18 protein-coding genes and 2 pseudogenes are annotated in these 21,529 nt (G+C 71.0%); 10 read left to right on the top strand and 10 right to left on the bottom strand.

Annotated elements, in window-relative coordinates; translation table 11 throughout:
• Window positions 1-123: 123 nt before the first annotated feature.
• The gene (locus ABT336_RS21605) at window positions 124-1,104 is read right to left on the bottom strand and encodes a GlxA family transcriptional regulator (protein ID WP_350898435.1); all 981 of its coding nucleotides are present in this window, start codon (window positions 1,102-1,104) and stop codon (window positions 124-126) included.
• A 153-nt stretch (window positions 1,105-1,257) separates the two neighbouring features.
• Between ABT336_RS21605 and ABT336_RS21600 the strand changes: the two genes are divergently transcribed.
• From ABT336_RS21600 to folE, 4 genes are all read left to right on the top strand, one after another.
• Window positions 1,258-1,395: a hypothetical protein gene (locus ABT336_RS21600; RefSeq protein WP_350898434.1), complete on the top strand. Its 138-nt coding sequence runs from the start codon at window positions 1,258-1,260 to the stop codon at window positions 1,393-1,395.
• Window positions 1,396-1,499: 104 nt separating this feature from the next.
• On the top strand, window positions 1,500-2,075 hold the full coding sequence (hpt, locus tag ABT336_RS21595; RefSeq protein WP_350898433.1) for a hypoxanthine phosphoribosyltransferase: 576 nt from the start codon (window positions 1,500-1,502) through the stop codon (window positions 2,073-2,075).
• A 462-nt stretch (window positions 2,076-2,537) separates the two neighbouring features.
• Entirely contained in the window at window positions 2,538-4,559 is a 2,022-nt protein-coding gene (gene ftsH / locus ABT336_RS21590; RefSeq protein ID WP_350898432.1) for an ATP-dependent zinc metalloprotease FtsH, read from the top strand.
• A 35-nt stretch (window positions 4,560-4,594) separates the two neighbouring features.
• Window positions 4,595-5,266 carry a GTP cyclohydrolase I FolE gene (gene folE, locus ABT336_RS21585; RefSeq protein WP_350898440.1) on the top strand — a complete coding sequence of 224 codons (672 nt, stop codon included), beginning with the start codon at window positions 4,595-4,597 and terminating at the stop codon, window positions 5,264-5,266.
• A 57-nt stretch (window positions 5,267-5,323) separates the two neighbouring features.
• Here the strand turns inward: folE and ABT336_RS21580 are convergent, their stop codons facing one another.
• Complete coding sequence (locus tag ABT336_RS21580; protein ID WP_502891228.1) at window positions 5,324-6,085, bottom strand: hypothetical protein; 762 nt, start codon at window positions 6,083-6,085, stop codon at window positions 5,324-5,326.
• Window positions 6,082-8,730, bottom strand: a complete 2,649-nt coding sequence (locus ABT336_RS21575; protein WP_350898431.1) for a cell division protein FtsK — start codon at window positions 8,728-8,730, stop codon at window positions 6,082-6,084. The genes ABT336_RS21580 and ABT336_RS21575 overlap by 4 nt, the downstream gene beginning before the upstream one ends.
• 198 nt (window positions 8,731-8,928) lie before the next feature.
• Between ABT336_RS21575 and ABT336_RS21570 the strand changes: the two genes are divergently transcribed.
• Complete coding sequence (locus tag ABT336_RS21570) at window positions 8,929-9,498, top strand: hypothetical protein (protein ID WP_502891227.1); 570 nt, start codon at window positions 8,929-8,931, stop codon at window positions 9,496-9,498.
• 5 nt (window positions 9,499-9,503) lie between these two features.
• On the opposite strand, the gene ABT336_RS21565 is transcribed toward ABT336_RS21570, so the two are convergent.
• The 7 genes and pseudogenes from ABT336_RS21565 to ABT336_RS21535 all read right to left on the bottom strand — a co-directional run bounded on the left by ABT336_RS21565 (window position 9,504) and on the right by ABT336_RS21535 (window position 17,980).
• Window positions 9,504-10,106: a hypothetical protein gene (locus ABT336_RS21565; RefSeq protein ID WP_350898430.1), complete on the bottom strand. Its 603-nt coding sequence runs from the start codon at window positions 10,104-10,106 to the stop codon at window positions 9,504-9,506.
• 13 nt (window positions 10,107-10,119) lie between these two features.
• Window positions 10,120-11,304 carry a M23 family metallopeptidase gene (locus ABT336_RS21560; RefSeq protein ID WP_350898429.1) on the bottom strand — a complete coding sequence of 395 codons (1,185 nt, stop codon included), beginning with the start codon at window positions 11,302-11,304 and terminating at the stop codon, window positions 10,120-10,122.
• Window positions 11,304-11,849, bottom strand: coding sequence for a hypothetical protein (locus ABT336_RS21555; RefSeq protein ID WP_350898428.1), 546 nt, complete (start codon window positions 11,847-11,849; stop codon window positions 11,304-11,306). Before ABT336_RS21555 ends, ABT336_RS21560 begins: the two co-directional genes overlap by 1 nt.
• 213 nt (window positions 11,850-12,062) lie before the next feature.
• A pseudogene (locus tag ABT336_RS21550) lies at window positions 12,063-13,828 on the bottom strand (MFS transporter); the annotation flags it as partial.
• 1 nt (window position 13,829) lies between these two features.
• Window positions 13,830-17,237: an ATP-binding protein gene (locus tag ABT336_RS21545; protein WP_350898427.1), complete on the bottom strand. Its 3,408-nt coding sequence runs from the start codon at window positions 17,235-17,237 to the stop codon at window positions 13,830-13,832.
• Between the two features lie 49 nt (window positions 17,238-17,286).
• A complete protein-coding gene (locus ABT336_RS21540) occupies window positions 17,287-17,649 on the bottom strand; it encodes a hypothetical protein (RefSeq protein WP_350898426.1) in 363 nt (120 codons plus the stop codon).
• A 13-nt stretch (window positions 17,650-17,662) separates the two neighbouring features.
• Window positions 17,663-17,980 (bottom strand): hypothetical protein, encoded by a 318-nt coding sequence (locus ABT336_RS21535; protein WP_350898425.1) that lies wholly within the window; start codon window positions 17,978-17,980, stop codon window positions 17,663-17,665.
• Between the two features lie 358 nt (window positions 17,981-18,338).
• Here ABT336_RS21535 and folP point away from each other — a divergent pair, with 358 nt between their 5' ends.
• The 5 genes and pseudogenes from folP to ABT336_RS21510 form a co-directional block, all read left to right on the top strand.
• Entirely contained in the window at window positions 18,339-19,211 is an 873-nt protein-coding gene (gene folP / locus ABT336_RS21530; protein WP_350898424.1) for a dihydropteroate synthase, read from the top strand.
• Between the two features lie 19 nt (window positions 19,212-19,230).
• Complete coding sequence (gene folB, locus ABT336_RS21525) at window positions 19,231-19,623, top strand: dihydroneopterin aldolase (protein WP_350898437.1); 393 nt, start codon at window positions 19,231-19,233, stop codon at window positions 19,621-19,623.
• On the top strand, window positions 19,620-20,147 hold the full coding sequence (folK, locus tag ABT336_RS21520) for a 2-amino-4-hydroxy-6-hydroxymethyldihydropteridine diphosphokinase (protein ID WP_350898423.1): 528 nt from the start codon (window positions 19,620-19,622) through the stop codon (window positions 20,145-20,147). The genes folB and folK overlap by 4 nt, the downstream gene beginning before the upstream one ends.
• A 70-nt stretch (window positions 20,148-20,217) precedes the next feature.
• On the top strand, window positions 20,218-20,703 hold the full coding sequence (locus ABT336_RS21515) for a DUF3180 domain-containing protein (RefSeq protein ID WP_350898436.1): 486 nt from the start codon (window positions 20,218-20,220) through the stop codon (window positions 20,701-20,703).
• A gap of 120 nt (window positions 20,704-20,823) precedes the next feature.
• Window positions 20,824-21,529, top strand: a pseudogene (locus ABT336_RS21510) (ABC transporter permease); the annotation flags it as partial.

Below are 21,529 nucleotides of genomic sequence, written 5' to 3'. Positions count from 1 at the left end.
GCTGACCTGGTGGCCGAGCACTGGAACAACAGCTGACCCGGATCGTGTTCTGTCGCCGGCCGGTGTCCTTCGGGACACCGGCCGGCGACGTCTGCACAGGTCGGGCCGGCTGCCCGTCGCGTGTCAGGCCGGTGCCCGCTCCCGGAAGGTGCTCCGGTAACCGTTGGGGGTCGCGCCCACCCGGCGGGTGAAGTGATGTCGCAGCGTCGCCGCCTCGCCGAAACCGGCCTGGTCGGCGACCTCCTCCACGCTCAACCGGGTCTCCTCCAGCAGTCGTCGGGCCAGCAGCACCCGCTGGCCGGTCAACCAGTCGTGCGGGGTGGTGCCCGTCTCGGCCCGGAACCGTCGGGCGAAGGTACGGGAAGACATGCCGGCCCGTGCAGCGAGCTGATCGACGGTGACCGGGCGCGCCAGGTGACCCATCAGCCACTCCAGGACCGGCTCCAGGGTCGGGGCCTCGGGGGTGGACGGGATCGGGGTCTCGACGTACTGCGCCTGCCCGCCGTCGCGGTGCGGCGGGACGACCATCCGCCGCGCCAGTCGGGTGGCGACGGCCGAGCCGTACACCTGACGAACCAGGTACAGACAGGCGTCGATGCCGGCTGCGGTCCCGGCGCTGGTGAGCAGGTTCCCGTCGGCTACGTAGAGCGAGTTCGGGCGGATCCGGGCCCGAGGGTGCAGCTGTTGCAGCTGCTCGGCGTGCCGCCAGTGGGTGGTGCACTCCCGGTCGTCGAGGAGCCCGGCCGCCCCGAGAACGAAGGCACCGCTGCAGACGCTCATCACGTAGGCGCCCCGTCCGGCGGCGGCCCGGAGCGTGTCGAGGACCGGCGTCGGAACCGGGGCGCGCGAGTGGTGAGCCGGTACGGCGACCAGGTCGGCCTCGGCGACCGGACCGAGGTCGGCCTGGGGGGTGACTCCGAAGCCTGACTTGGTGCGGACCGGTCCGCCGTCGACTGTGCAGACGGTGAAGCGGTGCGCGGGGAAGCCGTCAGCCGTCCGGTCGGTCCCGAAGACCTCGGCGAGCACTCCGAGCTCGAAGACGGCGACGTCGTTCAGCACGATGGCCGCGACCGAGGCGAGCGTCGACGGCGGGCGGGGGGTCATGTGACGAGGGTAACCGGAGGGTTGGCAGAAAATCGAGGCTAGGTGTCCTTCCTGCCACTGTCCGGGCGGCCGGGCCCCGCGCAGACTTGGTGTCAGCCCGGTGCGCACCGGCGGCGAACCGCACACCACGTCGACTCGAAAGCGAGCGCCGCCATGGAGATCCTTTTCGTTCTCTTCCTGATCCTCACCCTCGCCGTCGCCTCGGCGGTCGGACTGACAGTGGACAGTCGGGACTCCGCCGACTGGCGGTGCAGCGACGAGGGGCGCCGACTGAACTCCGGATCCTGCTGAATTGCGTGTTATCGCCGGGTTGTCGCGGCGAAGCCGCGGCGGGGTCGCCGAAAAGAAGCGGCCCCGCCGACGGCGGCCCGGCGGCGTACGGCAGGCTAGGAGCCATGGCTGATGGCTCCTGGTACGACGCCGACATCGACCACGTGATCATCTCTGAGGCGCAGATCCGCGAGAAGACCGCGGAACTGGCCAAGCAGGTGTCGGCGGACTACGTCGGAGTGACGGACCGGCTACTGCTCGTCTGCGTACTCAAGGGCGCTGTCATGTTCATGGCCGACTTCGCCCGCGCCCTCGGGCGGCACGGTCCGCCGACCGAACTGGAGTTCATGGCGGTCTCCTCGTACGGCCAGGGCACCACCTCCTCCGGAGTGGTCCGAATCCTCAAGGACCTCGACCGGGACATCGCCGGTCGGCACGTCGTCGTGGTCGAGGACATCGTCGACTCCGGGCTGACCCTCAACTGGCTGCTGCGCTACCTGGAGTCCCGCTCGGCGGCGAGCGTCGAGGTGGTGGCCCTGTTCCGCAAGCCCGACGCGGTGAAGGTGCCGGTGCCGGTGAAGTACGTCGGCTTCGACATCCCCACCGAGTTCGTCGTCGGGTACGGCCTCGACTTCGACGAGCGTTACCGGGAGCTGCCCTACGTCGGCGTCCTGAAGCCGGACGTGTACGCCCGCACCTGAGCGGTCTCGCGTTGAGCAGACGTACAGCGCGCTCTCAGCCGACCCGGCTACCGTAGGGGTCGGTGGCGTGAGGTGTTTCCCGCGTCCGGTCCTCCGACCCGCGTGACCGGGCGGTCGGAGGACCTGTGACGGCGGACCTTCCGCCACGCCGGCCTCCGCCGGTTCACCATCGCGTGTCGAGTGGGTGTCGCCGTACCGACGGCGGGATCCGTCGAGGGGCGGGATCGGGTGAGCGGGTCGGGTGCACGTTCCGGTGCTGTCGTTGACCGGTGCGAGCAGCCCCGAACCGCTCGTACCTCGCGCGTACGGTGTACCGTCGAATGACCGCGGCGCGGCAGTTTCGTGCCTCGGGGTCGAGGCCGGCCCGCACGGCGGCTCCGACCGCCGCCCGTGGCGGCGACACCATCAGACGGTCAGGACGTCGATCAGGAGGATGCGGGCGCTCCGGCGCTCGACGACAGTATGGAACGTACGCGTTTCTTCCGCCGACCGGTGGTCTGGATCATCCTGGTCATCCTCGGCGCCGTTGTGCTCAGTCAACTCTTCACGTCTGGACCCAGCTACCACCGGGTGGACACCACGGTCGCGCTGGACCAGCTCAACACTGCGAAAATCGACAAGGTCGTCTACCAGGACAAGGAACAGACGATCCGCCTCGACCTGGCCGAGGAGGCCGAGTTCGGGGACACGACCACCAAGCTGATCGAGGCCCAGTTCCCGTACGAGGCCGGTCAGCAGGTCTGGAACCAGGTCCTCGAAGCCAAGTCGGCCGACCGGGTCACCGGTCCGGCGGACGTCGAGGTCTCCTCGGACAGCATCTGGGTGAGCCTCCTGGTCAACCTGCTGCCGATCGCCCTGCTCGTGCTCCTGCTGCTGTTCTTCATGTCGCAGATGCAGGGCGGCGGCTCCCGGGTGCTCAACTTCGGCAAGTCCAAGGCGAAGATGATCACCAAGGACACGCCGAAGACCACCTTCGCCGACGTGGCCGGCTCGGAAGAGGCCGTCGAGGAACTGCACGAGATCAAGGACTTCCTGCAGAACCCGACGAAGTACCAGGCCCTGGGGGCGAAGATCCCGAAGGGTGTGCTGCTGTTCGGCCCGCCCGGTACCGGTAAGACGCTGCTCGCCCGGGCCGTCGCCGGTGAGGCCGGAGTGCCCTTCTACTCGATCTCCGGCTCCGACTTCGTCGAGATGTTCGTCGGTGTCGGTGCCAGCCGGGTCCGTGACCTCTTCGAGCAGGCCAAGACGAACGCCCCGGCGATCGTCTTCGTCGACGAGATCGACGCCGTCGGTCGCCACCGTGGCGCCGGCATGGGCGGCGGCCACGACGAGCGGGAGCAGACCCTCAACCAGCTCCTCGTCGAGATGGACGGCTTCGACGTCAAGGGCGGGGTCATCCTGATCGCCGCCACCAACCGGCCGGACATCCTCGACCCGGCGCTGCTGCGCCCGGGCCGGTTCGACAGGCAGATCCCGGTGGACGCCCCCGACATGGAGGGCCGCAAGGCCATCCTGCGGGTCCACGCCAAGGGCAAGCCGTTCACCCCCGACGTCGACCTCGACGCGGTGGCCCGGCGTACCCCCGGGTTCAGCGGTGCCGACCTGGCGAACGTGATCAACGAGGCCGCGCTGCTCACCGCCCGCAAGGACGAGCGGGCGATCACCAACGACTCCCTCGAGGAGTCGATCGACAGGGTGATCGCCGGACCGCAGCGCCGGACCCGGGTGATGGGCGACCAGGAGAAGAAGATCACCGCGTACCACGAGGGTGGGCACGCGCTCGTCGCCTGGGCGTTGCCGCACGCGGCACCGGTGCACAAGGTGACCATCCTGTCCCGAGGTCGGTCGCTGGGGCACACCCTGGTCCTGCCGACCGAGGACAAGTACACCCAGACCCGGGCCGAAATGATCGACACCCTGGCGTACGCGCTGGGCGGCCGGGCCGCCGAGGAACTCGTCTTCCACGAGCCCACCACCGGTGCCGGCAACGACATCGAGAAGGCCACCCAGTTGGCCCGAGCGATGATCACGCAGTACGGGATGAGCTCCAAGCTCGGCGCGATCAAGTACGGCACCAGCGGGGACGAGCCGTTCCTCGGCCGCAACATGGGCCACGAACGGGACTACTCCGACTCGGTCGCCGCCGAGATCGACGGCGAGATGCGGGCGCTCATCGAACTGGCCCACGACGAGGCCTGGGAGATCCTGGTCGAGTACCGGGACGTGTTGGACAACATGGTCCTGGAACTGATGGAGAAGGAGACCCTCTCCACCGCCGACATGGCCCGGATCTGCGAGCGGGTGGTGAAGCGTCCGCCGATGGCCCCGTACAACGGGTTCGGCAAGCGGCAGCCCTCCACCGAGCCCCCGGTGCTCACGCCCGCCGAGAAGGACAAGCTCAAGGCGCAGGCCCAGTCGGACGGGGCACAGGTCGTCATCGGCGGTGGCCCCGCCTTCCCGAACAGCTCGGACGGCCAGCACTGAACACCGACGACACGGCGGCCAGCCCCGACCCGGGGCTGGCCGCCGCCACCTCCGCCACCGAACCCGACGACCTGGACGAGCTGGACTACCTGGCCGCCCGGCTGATCAACGGCAGACTCACCGGCCGCCCGGTCGAGGATGCCGTCGACCTGGCCCGGATCGAGAAGGCGGTACGGGAGATCCTCATCGCCGTCGGGGAGGACCCTGACCGTGACGGACTCGTCCAGACCCCCGCCCGCGTCGCCCGCGCGTACGCCGAACTGTTCGCCGGCCTCCGGGTCGACCCGGCTCAGGTCCTCACCACCAGCTTCGAGGCCAACCACAAGGAACTCGTCCTGGTCCGGGACATCGACGTGATGAGCCTCTGCGAACACCACCTGCTCCCGTTCCGGGGCAGCGCCCACATCGGCTACATCCCCGGGCCCGACGGTCGGATCACCGGCCTTTCCAAGCTGGCCCGGCTGGTGGAGGTCTTCGCCCGCCGCCCACAGGTGCAGGAACGACTCACCTCCCAGATCGCCGACCTGCTGATGGAGCGCCTCGCCCCCCTCGGGGTGATCGTCGTCCTGCAGTGCGAACACATGTGCATGGCGATGCGTGGCATCCAGAAGAGCGGGGCGCAGACCATCACCTCGGCGGTCCGTGGCGGTCTCCAGCACGACGCCAAGTCGAGGGCCGAGGCGATGGCGCTGATCCTGCCCCGCTGACCCGTCCACTCCTCCTGGTCGGCCGAGGCCCGTTCGCTGGTCGGCCGAACCGTCCGCTCAGCCGGCCAGGAGAGCCAGGAGCAGCCCGGCGGCCGTCGACACGGCCGGAACCAGACAGATCAGCGCCCCGAACCGGGGCGTACGGTCCAACCGCCCGTCCGGGCCCGGCCGGAACAACCGCCCGACGCCGATCCAGCCCGCGACGAACGCCACCGCCGGCATCGGCAGACCGACGAGCAACGCCGCCACGCTCACCGGACCACCCCCCGCCACCAGGTGCAGGACCACCTGGATCAGGGGGACGAGCAGAGCCAACGGCCCGTACACGGCCAGGTTGCGCAGCCGAGCCGGCCACCGTTCCGGCCGGAACAACCCCGTGGAGGTCAACGCCGTGTCGGCTTCGGTGACCCAGCCACCCGCCGTACGCAGCGCCGCCAGTACCGCCGACGGACCACCGGACATCGAGCGGGCGGCCACCGACTCCTCCGGCGGGGACGGCGACAACGACATCACCGGTACGCCCGAGTCGACCAGCCGCTCATGCTGCGCCGTCAGCCGAGCCCGAACCCCGGTCAACTCCTCCCGGGCGGCCTGGACCGAACGATGCTGCTCGCCGGCGGCGGTGGCGGCGTCCCGGCGTACCGCGTCCAGCTGACGGGCGGCGGCGAGGTAGGCCGTCCAGGCATCCCCCTTCGGCTCCACCACCTCCCCCGACTCGGCTGGGCCCGGCTTCCCCGACTCGGCTGGGCCCTCCTCCTCGGCGGGCGGCGTACCGTCCACCGGCTGCCGCTGCTGCACCCCCGGTACGGTCCGGATCACGTCAGCGTCCCCTCCTCCTCGTCCTCGGCGAACGGCACCAGGACCCGGCCCTGCTCATCCGAGCCGTCCCAGAGCACCACCCGGTTCGGGCGGGGCCGCCACTGGACCGGCCGTCCGAAGACCCCGGCCAGTTGCGCGCCCGGCACGTCCACCGCGACCACGGCCGCCAACTTGCCCACGTCGGTGTCCGGCTCCAACAACGCCGCGAACGACGGAGTCGTACGCCACCAGCCGAGCAGGTGGGTGCCGCCCGGCGGCCCCCGATGCAGCAGCGCCCGCAACCGTTCGCGCGGCAGCTGCTCCGCCGTCGGTACGTCAAGCCCGAACACCACGAGCACTGTCGGCCCCGGGTCGTCGTCGGTAGACGGACGGGCCGCCGCCCCCTCCGGACACCACAGGTCCGTCAGGTCCGCCCGGTCGACAGTAGTCACCGGAAACTGCCGGCCCAGGTCCGCAGCCAGCCCCTCGGCCAGAGCGGCGGCCTCGTCCACCAGGCAGGCGACGACGAACCGGGCACCACCCGGTGGGTGGTGGGCCGCCGTGGTCCGGGCCGCGACGCCGAGCAACCGAGCCGCCGCCATCCCCGGACCCAGCACCGCGAGATTACGTCCAGCCGCCCGACCCAGCCCCACCGCGACAGTGGACCTGGCGACGTCGACCCCCCGCCCCAGGAGCGCGGCCGGCCCCTCCCCCCGACCCAGCAGGGCCGCCCGGTACCGGGGATCGTTACGCAGCAACGGTCGGGCGTAACCGGCGAACACCACCGGCGCCGACGACCCCTCCGGACGCGCCTGCCACAACCGGTGCCGCAACTCGGCCACCGTGGCCGGGGCATCCTCCGGATCCGGGAACCGGACCATCCGTTCGTGCCCGCGGGTCGCACCCACCGGACCACCCAGGCCGCCCGCGGTGTTCACCACCGCGCTCCCCACCGGGAGCACCGCAGCGGAATCGTTGTTGGGCTCCAACACCGCGCCACCCCCGGGCAGAGCCACCCGCACCGGGAACTGGCCGAGCATCGAGTCCCGAGACCCGGAACCGGACCCCAGCCCGAGGTCACCCTCACCGGCCAACAGCAGGTGGACCCCGTACGCGCGGCCGGCCCGAGCCAACGCCTCCAACGCCGTCAACGCCGTCGTTCCGATGCGATCCCGGGAACGCCCCGCACTCCGTACCGCCCCGGACGGGGCGACGGCCCCTGTCGGCTCGCCGAGCAGCAGATGCGTGTTCTCCACGACGCAGACGATCCGGGGAAGCGACAGCTGCTCCCGCAGGGCGGTGAAGCGCTGCCCGCCGGTACGCCGACCGGCCTCCTCACGACGACGGACCTCGACCGCCAACTGCTCCAGCAGATCCAGCAGGTACTCCCGGTCGGCCGCCAACGCGGCGGTCCGGACCTGCGGAATCCACGTCCGGTCCCGTTCGGTCTGCAGGAACTCGGCGAACGACTCGTCCGGACCGAGGTCCGCCAGGTGCAGGACCAGCTCCTCCGGGCCGTAACTGGCGGTCAGACCGAGCAGGACGTTGCCCACGAAAGCGGCCCGTCCCGCTGCGGACCGGCCACTGACCAGCCAGTGCGGGGTCAGGTCGGTGAACCCGACCGACACCGGTCGCTCGCCGGCCAACCCCACGACCGTGCTCGCCCCGGTCGCCGACGACGACTCCCACAACGGGGCGTCGGACTCCGGCAACAGGTTGGCCAGCGACAGCCGGGTACCCGCCTCGACCTGCTCGACGAGGCGTCCACAGACCGCCTCCACCAACTCCGTCGACGGGGCCTCGGCGAGGAACACCGGTGCGTTCAGACCACCGGACGATCCACTGCCCACCGCGCCGAAGGAGGCGCTCGGCGGATCACCCACCATCGCGTACGCGTTGCGTACCGTCACCGCAGTCGCCGACGGAAGCGGCCCGGCGGTCACCGGCCAACCGGCGACCACCAGGTGCAGCCCGGCCGCAGGCCCGGCGGACGCCAACGCGGCCAGCCGCTCCAGGTCGGCTGCCTCGGTCCGGGCCGGCAGGGCCGCCACCACCAGGAGCAGCGTCCGATCCCGCCGGGCGTGCCGGCCGTTGTCGGGAGCCACCCACTGCTCCGCCTCGGCCAAGACCGCCCGCAGACCGGACACGTCCCCGGCCGGAGGGGAGAGCACCCCGGCGTCCGCCAGCGGGAGGAACGGCGCGAAGACCTCCCCGGCCCCGGTGCCGTCCACCCCCCGAACCAGCAGGCACCCCGGGGGAGACGCCGCCAACAACCGCAGGAGTACGGCGCGCAACGCCCCCGCGACCCGGGGGTCACCGGCGTCGGTGTCGATCGTCAGGTGCCCGGCACCGAGCAACGGCACGAGTGCCGGAAACCGGGCGTCGTCCAACGGAGCGGCGGTACCGACCACGACGAAGGACGGAGGCGTCTCCCCCGGTGGCGTGTCGGCGCTCAGCGTCTCCAACGGCGCCCCGGCCCAACCGGGTGCCAGCAGCGCCGCCGCCTCCCGCAGGTGGTCCGCCAACTCGTACTGACGCCGCTGGTCGGCCGGGGCCGGCCGGATCTCGTCCAGGACGTTCGCGGCGGCGTTGGCAGTGGCGGTCGCCCGGCGGTGGAGGGCGGCGGCTCGACTCGTACGTCCCCTCCGAACGGCCATCGGGTCCACCCCTCTTCCCGAAGCCGGCTGACACCTGCCCCGACCCCAGACCGTATCCCAGCCGGACCCGGACGTCCGGGATGCGCTGCGGCGCTTCGACGGACTTGTCGTGGATCACCAGGAACCCTCACCCGTCGGGTACGGCTCCTCACGATCCGCTGAAACTCAGGCATTGGGTACCGGGCCGGGAACCGTTAGCCTCAGAGGGTGGAATCAGTGCAGCCCCCCGCCGGTTCCCAGGTGTCCCGCGTACCGGCGCAACGGACCCCACCCGACGAGGTCGCGCCCCCGCCGGTCGTCCCCTCGCCACCGCCCCCGCGCAACCGGGCGGGCGTCGTCGTCACCCTGGTGGTCGGTCTCCTCGCGGTACTCGCGGTGGCCGGCACCGCAGCCGGATATCTCCTGTACGACCGAGCAACCGCCCCGGACCGCAGCGCCCCCGACGTCGTCGTCGACAACTATCTGAGGGCGTTCCTGGTTGACCGTGACGACACCAAAGCGAGCTTCTTCACCTGCGACGAGCAGGGTGCTGAGCTAACGCAGCTGACTGCGCTTAGGAATGATCTTCAGTTGAGGGAGGAGCGACTTGCAGTCAAAATCGTAGTCAGCTGGGGGCGTTTGAAGTATGTTCAGAGCGATAATCGTGCTGAAGTCGAAGTAGACCTACTGTTCTCGGCCTTTGTGGATGGTGTTTCCCAGAATGATCGGCAGAGTTGGCGCTTCTCGACTCGCCTGGACGATGTGTGGCAGGTGTGTAGCGGCACACCAAGCATCTGAGGTGGCTATTCGATCCACAGGAGATGAACGGGGACTTCGAGGGTGTTCGGTGGTTGACCGCGCCACGCCCAGCGGTACCACTCCAGTTCCGGCGTGACCCGCACGCAGATGTCCCCGTCCGTGCCGGAGTAGCTCTCGGTGACCGCCCGGAGGTCGCGGTTCTCGGTGGCTCCGTCGACGTGTACGACGCGACGGCCGACGACGGAGTCAGCCTCGAAGACCGGGGTCGGTGCGCGGTGCGTAGGGGCGTCCAGAGACACGAGCCGGATGCCGGAGTCACCGAAGATGTCGGCCACCGTCGGTGCGGCGGACACCATCTCGACCCAGACCCGCTCCACCGGCACCAGGGGCGCGAAGACCTCGATCTGCTCGGACTCGGCGCGGTACCACTCGTGTTCGGGGATCACCGGTACGTAGGTGCGACTGGACTGGACGACCCGCTCGTCGGCGCGTAGGTCGCTCCGCCAACCGAGCCCGGGAAGTCCGATCGATACCCGCTTGCCGCGAAGGTCGACCCGATCGGTGGCCGGCACGATCTCGATCGACTTCGGCGTGCGCGGGGCCCAGTCCGGCTGCTCCGAAAAGGGATCGGGTACCGGACCCGTCATCGTTCCTGGCGACTCATGCCGCCCCCTTCAGTGGGGCACCTCGTTCCCGCATGAAGGGTACCGGGTCGACGGCCCCGGCACTCGACTGGTCCCGGTTGACGTGCACCTCGAAGTGCAGGTGAGGACCGGAGGAGTTGCCGCTGCTACCGACCTTGCCGATCACCTGACCGGCCCGAACGCGGTCTCGGACCTGCACCTCGGGTCGCTCGATCAGATGGCAGTAGCGGGTGATGTTGCCTCCGGAGTGGAGGATGTCCACGTACCAACCGCACCCACCCTTGTCGGGCCAGCCGTCGACGTCACAGTCGAGCCGTCCGGCCCGGTCCGGGTCACACCGGGAGACGAGGACGCGACCGGCGGAGGCGGCCCGGATCAGGGTGCCCTTCGGGGCCGCGATGTCCACACCGTTGTGGCTCGGCCGTTGGCTGGTACGGAAACCGGAGCCGACCCCTCCGGGGATGGGAGCAGTCCAGCCCGACGCCGCCGTCACCCCCTTCGCCGCGACGTCACACACGTCCTGCTCGGCGATCCGGGCCGTGCGGGCAGCGCCACCGGCCAGTGCGTCGACGATCAGGCTCGCCGTCTCCTCGTGCTTGGCGTAGGCGTCCGGGAAGGCACTGATCTGCACTGCCTGGGCGGCGCTGGTCAGCGAACGGTTCTCCCAGTCACGAACCTCGACCAGCTTCTCGTAGAACTTGCGGGCCGAGTAGGCAGGCGTCATCCGCTGCTTGACCGAACCCCACCCCGGTCGCTGCTGGAACAGCCCCACCGAGTCGTGGTCCTGGCCCACCGCCTCGTGGGGGATCGCGAGGGACTCCGGCACCCGCGAGTTGGCGTAGTTCTTGAGGGCGGACTCCTGGATGGCGGTGGCGATGGCGATCACCCAGCCTCTGGCAGGAACCTTCATGTCCTGGCCGACCTTGATGATGACGGCAGCGTTGCGTAGTTGCGACTCGCCGTACCCGGCGGTCCTGGGCATCTTGCCGGTCACGTCCACCTGCTGGTCCGTGGTGCAGGAGGAGACGCTCTCCAGTACCGGATCCGTCGAACCACCGCCGAGCTCGGTCAGGAAGAAGGCCCCGGCCCCACCTGTGCAACAGAACAGGGCGAGGGTCGCTGTCAGCGCCGCCGCCAGGGCACCGAGCCGTAGTGGAGGGCGATGGGGCCCGGCCTCCGTACCCGAGGTGTCGTCGCTCATCAGCGCTCCCAGTCCACGGCATCCACCAACCATTTTCCGTCCGGCGCCACGAGTTCCAACCGGAGCTGTCCGGCGTCGAGCGGGATCAGCACCTCGACGAAGGTCTCGTCGCGGGGACGCACTGTGGGCTCACCGGTGATCTGTCCGGCCGGCACCGTCGCCGGATCGGCGTCGGTCAGCTTCTCGGTCAGCGCCGAGGTCGACAGGGGACGCATGTCGGCATGCCAGTCGTCGGTACTGATGCCCTCCCGCCCCAGCCACGCGGCGGTGAACCGTTTCGCCGCCTCCGCCGGGGGCAGTTCACCGGGGCTGGTTACTGGCTCTGGCGGTGCGACCGGCGAGAGGACTCCGTCGTCCCCGACTGTGGGATCGACAGTGGTGATCGGTTCGACCGGGCGACCGGTCAGTCCGGTCCCGGCCTCGGTCGTGCCCGTCACCACCCGGGCGGTAGCGATCACACCGAAGACCAGAACGGCGATGACCACCGCGATTCCGGTCCGGGACCGTAGGACCCGGGTTGTCAGGAACTCCAGTGCTCCTCGCATCGACTCACCGTGCCTCGGAGCGTACCCGGGGAGCCGGCCGGACCGGAGTGGTCGGCGTGCGGTCGGCGGAGCCCGGCCGGTAGATCGCGAACGACGGTGCCTCCTCCGGTACGTCCGGCTCGGTCCAGGTGGAGGAGGTACGACGGCGTGGGCGCGGCGGGGCGGCGGCCTTGGCGGACGGCTGCTCCCGGTCGGGCGCTACCGGCTGTTCCGGCCGTTCCCGGCCGTCGGGGCGCTCCTTGCCGGTGTCGGGTCGGGACTTGTCCGACCGGGCGGTACCAGCGTGGACCGGATCCTCCAGCCGGGCCTCGGGACGGAGCCTGGTCTGCTCGGCCACCACTGTCCGTCTGCTGCCCTTTACCGATTCTGCGCCGGGTTCGGTCGCGTCCAGTCGGGCGGCGGTCCGCATGTCCCGGAAGAACCGTCGGTGCCAGGAGCCCGCAGGGCCCACCGCACCGTTGCCGTCCTTGCCACCCAGTTGGGTGATCCGACGGTAGGGACGCAGTAGCAGCCAGCCGACCACACCACAGAGCCAGACCAGCACCACCTGGAGCCAGCCCGGAAGCGTCGGAGTGCTCATGATCAGGTCCACCGCGAAGAGGTAGATCGCGGCGCCGGTGCCGAAGATGGCGATGTTGAAGACCGCCGCGACGACGGCGTTGCCCAGGCGGCGTAGTCCGGCACTGGCCGGGCGGAGCAGACCGAGGGTGCCGAGAATGGGAGCGGCGATCACCGCCCACCGGAAGATCAGGAAGCCGAGCAGCACGAGCAGCGACGCAGTGAGGTCGAACATCGCGAAGAGCAGGGCGGCGAGGACCGCGATGAAACCGGCGCCGACGCGGTCCATGTCCCGGGTGCCCTGCAGGTACTCGTAGGCCTCCGGGTCCTCGGTCTTGATCTGTTGCGCCACCGTCATCCACTGGCGCTGCTTGGCCTTGATGGTCGCCTCACGCGTCCGTGGGTTCTCGCGGAGCTTCTCGGCCTCCTCCCAGGTCAGTGACTTTGCGTCGTACAGGGCACGGCCGTACTTCTTCGCGGTCTCGCTGTCTGCCGAACCGAGCACGCCCCGAAGCCAGTTGCGGTACAGCATGGATTCGGCGGCGGTGTCACTGGCGCGTACCGCTGGAGGTCTCTTGTCGGTGCATGCCTCTGGATTCGGCACCACACAACGTTCCGCTGGAACGTCACGGGCGACCGGACCGACGGCGTCGTGGACCACCCCGAGAGTGGTGACCAGGGTGCCGTCGGCGATGTTGGCGGACTTCACCGGCCAGGCGGCCAGCGCGGTCACCGCCACCATGACCAACACCGCCCAGCCGGCGGTCGTCATGGCGTTGCTCATGTCGGACTGGCGGGACCGCCAGAGCAGGTAGAGACCGACGACGCAGAGCGTGACGATACCGAAGACACTGAAGACCTTCTGGTACACGGCCTTTGTCGCCTGATCGACGAGGGGATCGGCCCACCCCCACATCGACCCGGGATCCCAGGCGCGTTCCCGGAGGGCGTTCGAGGCACCGACGATCGCCGTCGCCACCATGAACTCGCCGTTGGCGACAGTGTTCGTGAACTTGTAGTCCGGGTGCAGGACGGCAGTGGCGCAGCCGGTGTCGATGTCGTACGTGGTGTAGCTGTAACCCGCGTAGCCGTACTCGCTGTAGAAACCGCGGATTCCGGGCTCCTTCGCCGAGTCGGGGCGGGCGGCGAACCAGCCGGCGAGTCCGGAGTCTGGTGCGGCAGGGGTGGGCGGGCGTCTACAGGTCACCTCCGACTCGGCCACCTGCTGGAGCTTCGCCACGCAGGCCCGGAAGTCGGCCTGCCATTCCTGGGTGGAACAGAGTTCGGCGGGGGGCCTGCCGGCTGGGAAGCGGTGCCGCGTACGCCGGGGCGGCTCCGGCCAACGGCCACGAGATTGTCGCCCCGGCGAGTACGCCGAGCGTGAGGAGGAGCGCCGCGATCCGTGCCCGGGCCCTCACCATGTCACGCCTCCAGGTCTGACAGGCTGGTCGGTAGGGTTCCGACGGTCGGGGTGACCGCCGTGGGCGTGGTGTCGAGGTGCTCCAGGAGACCCTCGACGTACGAGACGTCCACCCGGACCTTCTGCACCCGACCGTCGACGTCGCGCATCACGAACTCGCGGAACCCGAGGCGGGTTGCCGAGGTGGCGTCGGCGGTCGACAGAGAAGCCAAAGTCGCCTCGTAGCCGTCGTTGACAGGCACCCGGAGCAGGCGTAACGCCTCGGTGGCGATCTCGGCGTCCTCGGCGATCCGGCCGACGAAAACTGTGGAGACCAGGTTCTGTACGTCGAGGCTGAGGATGTCCCGGGGATTCTGGGAGGCGACCAGGGCCGACAGGTTCCACTTGCGGGAGTCGCGGGCCAACCGGACCAGGAAGGACCGTCCGGAGCGCCAGCCCTCCATGAAGTGGGCCTCGTCGAGGCCGACGAGTTTGCGTGAGGACATCGAGCCGCCGTAGCAGCGGCGGACGGCCAGCCGGTGTGCGGTGTGCAGCATCGGCAGGGCCAGTGCCTCCTCGGCCGACCAGTACTCGCGTTCGATCTTGAGGTCGGGGAGCCGGAGGCCGGCCATGGTGATGACGGTGAGGGCGGCGTCCGGGCCGAGCAGCCCCTCCGGCGGTCGCCCGAAGAAGAGCATCGCGAGGGGCATCTCGGCGGTGTCGAGTAGCAGGTTGGCCAGTTCCCGACCGGCGTCGTCGTCGATCTGGCCGAGGCAGCTCACCACGTCGTCGAGGGTGGAGGTCTCCTCTGCCGGTACCTGCCGGGCGGCGTGCCGGAACAGCGTGGCGGTGGATGCCTCGCGGGCCACCTGGGGCGGTACCAGCATCATGCAGATGTCCTGGACCAGCATGCGGCGTTCGGCCCGGGCGTTGGAGACGGCGATCTCGTACTCGCGGTCTCCGCCGGGACCCGCGGCGAACTCGGTGCGCAGTGGCGTCGGGATGAGCGAGTACGGGGCGAGGGTGCCGTGTTCGGAGCCGGTGAGGTTCAGCACCCGGGAGTACGGTCGCAGCTCGGGCATGGAGCAGAGCCGGGCCAGCGGGCCGGACGGGTCGAGCAGGGTGACCTGGACTCCTCGGCGGGCGGCCAGGTAACCGAGCGCACCGAGTAGCGTCGACTTGCCACCACCCGGCTCGGCGACGAAGACGGCCAGCCCGGACCGTTCCCGTACCTCCATGGGGAAGTGCAGGTCGAGGAAGACGGGACGGCGGCAGGTGCCGGCGGTACGGCCGATGAGGTCACCCCGGCGGTCGCCGACGGTGCTGGCGGCCTGTGGCAGGGCGGCGGCGAGCAGGTTGACCGGCATCCGGCGGACGTACCCGGTGTTCGCGATGGGTTCGCCGGGGATGAACTCGCGGGCCAACCAGTCCTGGTTCTTGGGGTGCTGCAGGGAGATCCGCAGTTCGCGGGAGTAGAGCTGGATGAGTCGGCGGGCCCGTTCCAGGCACTCCTCGCGGGTCCGTCCACCGACGGCGATCCGGTGCCAGCCGTGGGCCCGGGCCGAGTCGACAGGAAGCCCGGTGGTCATCTCGTCACCGATCACCAGGGCCCGTTTCGCCAGTCGTTCCAGCTCCGGCGGGGCGTCGATGCCGTGCTCGGCGTAGTCGAGCTGCTGCGAACGGATCATCCGCAGCCGGTGTTCGAGGTTGCGGAAGGAGTCGCTGGAGCCGAGGATGTCGACCCGGGTGGAGATCTCCATGGGCCAGGGCAGGCGCTCGTGGAAGTGCAGCCACGGCTCGTGCCGCTCGGGGATCTCCAGGGGTTCCATCCGTCCGACGGCGAGCACCGCCACGTGCCGTTCCTCGCCGGTCATTCGGTTGACCAGCTTGACGGTGGTGCCGTACGGGGTGCGGTAGCGCTCGACCTGCTCGGTGAGGGCGAGGAGGTCGCCGCGTTCCCATCGGCCGTCGGTGACCGGGGAGAGGACGCCCGGCGGGGCCATGCACAGGGCCACCGACCGGTAGAGCAGCCACTCCAGTTCCTGGGCGGTGACCCGTCGGCCGCGCATGCCGAACGCGCCGAGGACCTCGTCGAACTGTTCGACGGTCCGGCCGAGTCGACGACGTTCCCCTTCGGCCACTCCCCGGCCGAACATGCTGAGCATCCGTTCGGTGAGGGAGTCTCCGAGGGACCGGCGGGCGAAGGTGACGCCGAGGTACGTCTGCCCCTCGGCGTGGTTGACGGAGAGCAGGTGACGTTGGGCGGCCACCAGGTGGTCGGCCCAGCCGGGGGTGCCCGCCACGTCGGGCAGGGGCGCTGTGGTGTGGGTGTCGATGGTCCGCGCCCACTCGTCGGCCGGGAAGGGCCGGGTGGTGCGGCGCAGGTGCAGCCGGAAACCGGCAAGTCCGGCGTACTGCTCGGAGATCGCGGAGAGCAGCGCCTCCCGCTCGGCGTCGGGGCGGAAGGCCCAGCGCACCTCGGGTAGCCAGTACCAGGCGGTGACGGTGTTCGGGGTGAAGGTGAGGTGTCCGGCGATCTCGGTGATGGCCAGTTCGGCGGCGGGATCCCGGTCACCGAACTTGATCTTCGGCGGGTTGATCCGACGCGGCTTGATCGGACGGTCGGACCGGTCCTTCGGGTCCGACCTGCGGCCTGCCGAGCGCTGCCGTGGTGGCGTCACCTCCCGCGTCGCGGGGGGTGCCGGTGCGAGCGTCTCCGGTGCCGTCGGCACCTGTGGTGCGGGAGGCGGCAGTGGGGTGGGAGGCGGTGGTGCGGAGGCAGCCGCCCGGGGGTCGGCGGGGCCCGGCGGGGGCCCGTCGGGAACAGTCGGGGCCGTCCGGTCGACGGTGGGCTCGACGGCGGCGGTCCGCCCGGCCTCGATCGGTGCCCGGCCCTCGATGCTCTCCGGTCCGGCCGACGGCCGGGGGGCGGGGAGACGGCCGGCTGCCTGCTGCGGCACCCGGGGCGCGGCGGGCGATGGGGGTTCGGGGGCGCGGGTGGTCTCGACCGGTGGCGGTGGTTCGACGACGGGTCGGTTCGTCGCAGTCGGCACCGGGGGCTCGACCGGGGCGGGGGCGGTCGGCTGGTGCGGGATGGTGCGCGGGTGCTCCCGGTCGACGACGCGTCCGGGGCCGGCGATGGCCGGACGGACCATCCGGGGGCGGGTGCCGCCGAAGAGGTCGAGGAAGGGGGAGTCGATGTCGGCGTCGATCGGGGTGGCCGGTTCCGCAGGTGGTCTGGGACGGGCCGGTACCGGGCGGGGGGCCTGGAAGACGCCGACCCCGCCCTGGCCGGGGCTGGTAGCCAGCGCCGGGTCCAGGGTGGACTCGTCCCCGTCGTCGGCTTGTGGGTAGTCGAACGACCGCGCACGGTTACCGGGTGGTGCGGCGCGGTGTCCGGCCGGGTAGCCCGGCGTGGAGGGGCGGTTCATTCGGCTGCCTCACCCGCTTCGTTCAGCCCCCGCGACGGCGTACGCCCGGTCATGCCAGCTCCTCCCGGATCCTGATCCTGCTGCCGACCAGGCGCGGATCACGCTGTTCGGTCGCCGGCTCCCGCGTACGTCGCCAGTCGGTCAGCGCGGTGCGGATCACCATTCGCGCCGGCCGGTCCGGATCGACGTACCGGAAGATGAACGAGGTGGTCACGATCGCGAGCGCGATCTCCCAGGCGGGGAAGAGCTCGACGTTGAACGTGAACAGCCAGTGGATGAACATGTAGAGGGGCACGAGCAGGATGAACAGGCCGTACTGGGCGTACGGCAGGTGAACGGGCAGCGTGTAGCCGGGCGGCCCGAGGTAGACCAGGCGGGCCCGGTAGATGTCGTCGTCGGTGCGCAGCCGCATGTCGTGCCCGCGCCTATTCGAAGATCAGGTTGATGATGTAGTCGCCGACGAAGAAGAGCGTGGCGGCCCCGGCGATGAACGCCAGCCCGACGATCGCGATGGCGGAGCTGGTCAGCACCTTGGAGATCTCACCCCGGCTGGCTCGGCCGATGAAGATGACACCGAGTACGGCGAGCAGGATGGGTGCGATCTTGCTGGCGAAGAAACTGACGACACCCTCGGTGTTGATGCCCTTCGGCGCCGGCTCTGCGGCGAGTGGGGTCGACGCGAGGGTGTGGAGCGTCTGGGCGACGCCGGATGACGCCGTCTCCAGGAGCTGGATGGCGATCACTGGAACCTCCCCATATCGCGGCCGGCGTGCCGCGGCGGTGCGGTGGTCGTGCCGGGCGGGAAACTCTGGTCGCTGTCGGACAGCGTCGTCAACAGTGGGTTGACGGTCCACACACGGAAAGTGGCGGACTTTGGGCGGTTTGCTCCCGCTTCGGCCCTCCCTCCGGGTCTCGCCGTCTCGCTGCTGGGCAATTCCAAAGCGTACGGCCCGCCCTCCTTTGCGACAAGCCGCGAAGAGTCGACCCGATCGGGCCCGGATGGCCGATCGCACTGTTGTGTCAATCGGCATGTCAGCGGCGGTCCTCGGGCGGGCCCCCGGGCTCGCCGAAGCCCGCAGTCTCGACCGGTACGGTCGAGTCGTGACCGATCTGGTACAGGTTCAACCCCCGGTGGTGATGGGTGTCCTCAACGTCACTCCCGACTCCTTCTCCGACGGTGGCCGATACGCCGATCTCGACGCGGCCGTCGCACACGGGGTGCGACTGCGTGACGAGGGGGCGGCGCTGGTCGACGTGGGTGGCGAGTCCACCCGGCCCGGTGCGGAGCGGGTGGACGCACGGACCGAGCTGGCCCGGGTGCTGCCAGTGGTCCGGGCGCTGACCTGCGCCGGAGTGTCGGTGAGCATCGACACCACCCGGGCCCGGGTGGCCGAGGCGGCGCTCGCCGCCGGCGCCGACGTGGTCAACGACGTCTCCGGTGGACTGGCCGACCCGGACATGGCCCGGGTGGTCCGCGACGCCGGCTGCCCGTGGGTGCTGATGCACTGGCGGGGGCACTCCCGGGGGATGCGGGACCTGGCCGGGTACGCCGACGTGGTCGCCGACGTCCGGGCGGAGCTGTCGCAGCGTGTCGAGGAGGCCCTGCGGGCCGGGGTGGCCGCCGACCGGATCGTGCTCGACCCCGGACTCGGCTTCGCCAAGACCGCCGCCCACAACTGGGCCCTCAGTGCCCGCCTGCCGGAACTGGTGGACCTGGGGTTTCCGCTGCTGTTCGCGGCGAGCCGGAAGTCCTACCTGGGCGGACTGCTCGCCGCCCCCGACGGCACCCCCCGTCCGACGGACGGTCGGGCGGCGGCGACCATCGCGACGAGTGTCCTCGCGGTTGCCGCCGGTGCCTGGGGCGTACGCGTGCACGACGTTCGCGGCACCGTCGACGCCCTGGCCGTCTGGGCCGCCACCGGCCGCCCCCGCCTGGTCGTCGACCCGTCCCGCGCGTCCGACCCCCTAGGGTGATCTGGTGACGGAGACCGACATGATCACCCTGACCGGGCTGCGTGCCCACGGTCGACACGGGGTGTACGACTTCGAGCGGCTCCAGGGGCAGGACTTCGTCGTGGACGCGACCCTGCGACTGGACCTCTCCGGGGCGGCCCGCAGTGACGAGGTGACCGACACCGTCCACTACGGGGAGTTGGCCGACCGGCTGGTCGCTGTGGTCACCGGCGAACCTGTCAACCTGATCGAGACGCTCGCCGATCGGCTGCTCGACGTCTGCCTGGCCGACCCGAGGGTGATCACCGCCACGATCACGGTGCACAAGCCACAGGCCCCGGTGCCGCACACCTTCACCGACGTGGCTGTCACGCTGACCCGCGGTCGTCAGGCGGCGGGGCGGAGTCGACCGGGGGACGGGGAGGGCCGGTGACCCGGGCACTGCTGTCGCTGGGCAGCAACCTCGGTGATCGGCTCGGCCACCTACGGGGCGCGGTGGCCGCCCTCGGTGACTCCGTACTCCTGGTGTCCGGGGTCTACGAGACTCCGCCGTGGGGCGACGAGGAGCAGCCGGCGTACCTCAACGCGGTGGTCCTGGCGGCCGATCCGGCCGCCACCCCCACCCACTGGCTGGAGCGGGCGCGACGGGCCGAGGCGGGAGCCGGACGTACCCGCGACCCGGCCCGCCGGTTCGGCCCGCGGACCCTCGACGTCGACGTGATCACCGTGTGGGACGCCGACGACGAACCGGTGGTCAGCGACGATCCGGAGCTGACCCTGCCGCACCCCCGGGCGCATCTGCGCGCCTTCGTGCTGCGGCCGTGGATCGACGTGCAGCCGTACGGTCGGTTGCCGGGGCACGGGTGGCTCACCGATCTGCTCACCACCGGCCCGGCGGCCCAGGACGCGCTTGCCGTGCGTCCCCGCCCCGATCTGGCGATAGAGTCGACCGCATGATCCGAGGGAGCCGGCCGGCATGAGTACCCAGTCCCCACCGCCCCGTGGGACGGACCCGGACCGCCCGAGGATGGAACCCACCAGGATCTCCGCCCTGGTGATGGCGGCACTCGGTACCGCCGCCGTCGTCTGGCTGCTGATCAGCAGCCTCTACTACCGGGCGTTGCCGCCGCTGCCCTGGCTGCCCGTGGTAATCCTGGCCGGTCTCGCAGTGCTGGAGGGGTACGCGGCGGGCAACACCCGGAGCCGGATCGCGGGCCGACCGGGCCGGGAACCGGTCAACCCGCTGCTGGTCGCCCGGTTCGTGGTGCTGGCGAAGGCCTCGGCGTTGGCCGGGGCGATCTTCGCCGGTGGGTACGCCGGGGTGACGGGGTGGCTGTTCATTGAGCAGACGAACGCCGCAGTCAACGACCGGCCGGCGGCCGGCGCGGGCCTGCTCGCCTCGGTGGCGTTGGTGGTGGCGGCGCTGTGGCTGGAGCGCTCCTGTCGGGTGCCCGAGGAGTCGGGTGACGAGCGGGAACCCGGCTCGCGGGAGGGCCGCCCCGGGCGGCATTGATCGACGGGGGTTACATCCGGCCCGGGCCCCGGGTACCGTCGCCGTGCGACCGCAGGGAGCAACGGCCGCCGTCGGCCCGCCACGGAGTGCGGACCTCGGGCACCGTGGGAGGCGCGCGTCATGGGGTACGACGAAGCTGGCCGGACGGGTGCACCACCGGACGCCCCCGTGGCCGTCGAGGACCCGTCGCCGGGGGAGACCGGTCCCGACCGGCTCGCCGTACACCTGGTCTGGGAAGTGGTGCTCCTGGGTGGGGCGCTGGTGGTGGCCTGTCTGCTATGGCAGGCGCAGCCTGCGGCGCTGCGCGGCGACGCGCTGCGTGACCTGCTGATCGACCTGGTGGCGCTGGGGCTGCTCACCCTCGCCGCCGGACTGAGCCTGCGTACCGCTGCGGTCAACCTGGCCGTCGGGCCGGTGGCGGTCGCCGCCGCCCTGCACTTCGCCGAGCGGGGCGACGGCAGCGTCCCCGCCGTCCTCGGCCCGGCGGTGGTGGTCGCCGTCCTCGGTGGGCTGGCCCTGGCCCTGGTCGTGGTGGTGCTCCACGTGCCGAGCTGGGCGGCCAGCCTCGCCGGAGCCGCCGCGGTGATCGGACACATCGAGCAGCGGACGGCCCCCGTCGTGGCGCAGGGCGACCACGACCCGCGCCGCGCCGCCCTGCACCTGTTCGCCGCTTTCGCCGCGCTCGCCGTCCTGGGTGGGCTGTTCGGGGCGATCCGGACGGTCCGGCGACTCGTGGGGGGGGCGCCAGGCCCGGCCCGCCCCGGCCCGCGCGGTGGGGGGGGGGCCGGGGGGGGGGGGCGGAAGGATAACAGGCGACGCACCAACA

It is taken from the genome of Micromonospora sp. NPDC000207 (genome assembly GCF_040300925.1).
GTDB lineage: Bacteria > Actinomycetota > Actinomycetes > Mycobacteriales > Micromonosporaceae > Micromonospora.
The sequence above is the reverse complement of the archived record's forward strand: the minus strand, read 5'-3'. Positions and strand labels throughout refer to the sequence as shown.

Excerpts from the sequence above, each read along its gene's own strand:
- ABT336_RS21605 (WP_350898435.1), bottom strand. The coding sequence starts at position 1,104 with ATGACCCCCCGCCCGCCGTCGACGCTCGCCTCGGTCGCGGCCATCGTG.
- ABT336_RS21600 (WP_350898434.1), top strand. The coding sequence starts at position 1,258 with ATGGAGATCCTTTTCGTTCTCTTCCTGATCCTCACCCTCGCCGTCGCC.
- hpt (WP_350898433.1), top strand. The coding sequence starts at position 1,500 with ATGGCTGATGGCTCCTGGTACGACGCCGACATCGACCACGTGATCATC.
- ftsH (WP_350898432.1), top strand. The coding sequence starts at position 2,538 with ATGGAACGTACGCGTTTCTTCCGCCGACCGGTGGTCTGGATCATCCTG.
- ABT336_RS21565 (WP_350898430.1), bottom strand. The coding sequence starts at position 10,106 with ATGACGGGTCCGGTACCCGATCCCTTTTCGGAGCAGCCGGACTGGGCC.
- ABT336_RS21560 (WP_350898429.1), bottom strand. The coding sequence starts at position 11,304 with ATGAGCGACGACACCTCGGGTACGGAGGCCGGGCCCCATCGCCCTCCA.
- ABT336_RS21555 (WP_350898428.1), bottom strand. The coding sequence starts at position 11,849 with ATGCGAGGAGCACTGGAGTTCCTGACAACCCGGGTCCTACGGTCCCGG.
- ABT336_RS21545 (WP_350898427.1), bottom strand. The coding sequence starts at position 17,237 with ATGAACCGCCCCTCCACGCCGGGCTACCCGGCCGGACACCGCGCCGCA.
- ABT336_RS21540 (WP_350898426.1), bottom strand. The coding sequence starts at position 17,649 with ATGCGGCTGCGCACCGACGACGACATCTACCGGGCCCGCCTGGTCTAC.
- folB (WP_350898437.1), top strand. The coding sequence starts at position 19,231 with ATGATCACCCTGACCGGGCTGCGTGCCCACGGTCGACACGGGGTGTAC.
- ABT336_RS21515 (WP_350898436.1), top strand. The coding sequence starts at position 20,218 with ATGGAACCCACCAGGATCTCCGCCCTGGTGATGGCGGCACTCGGTACC.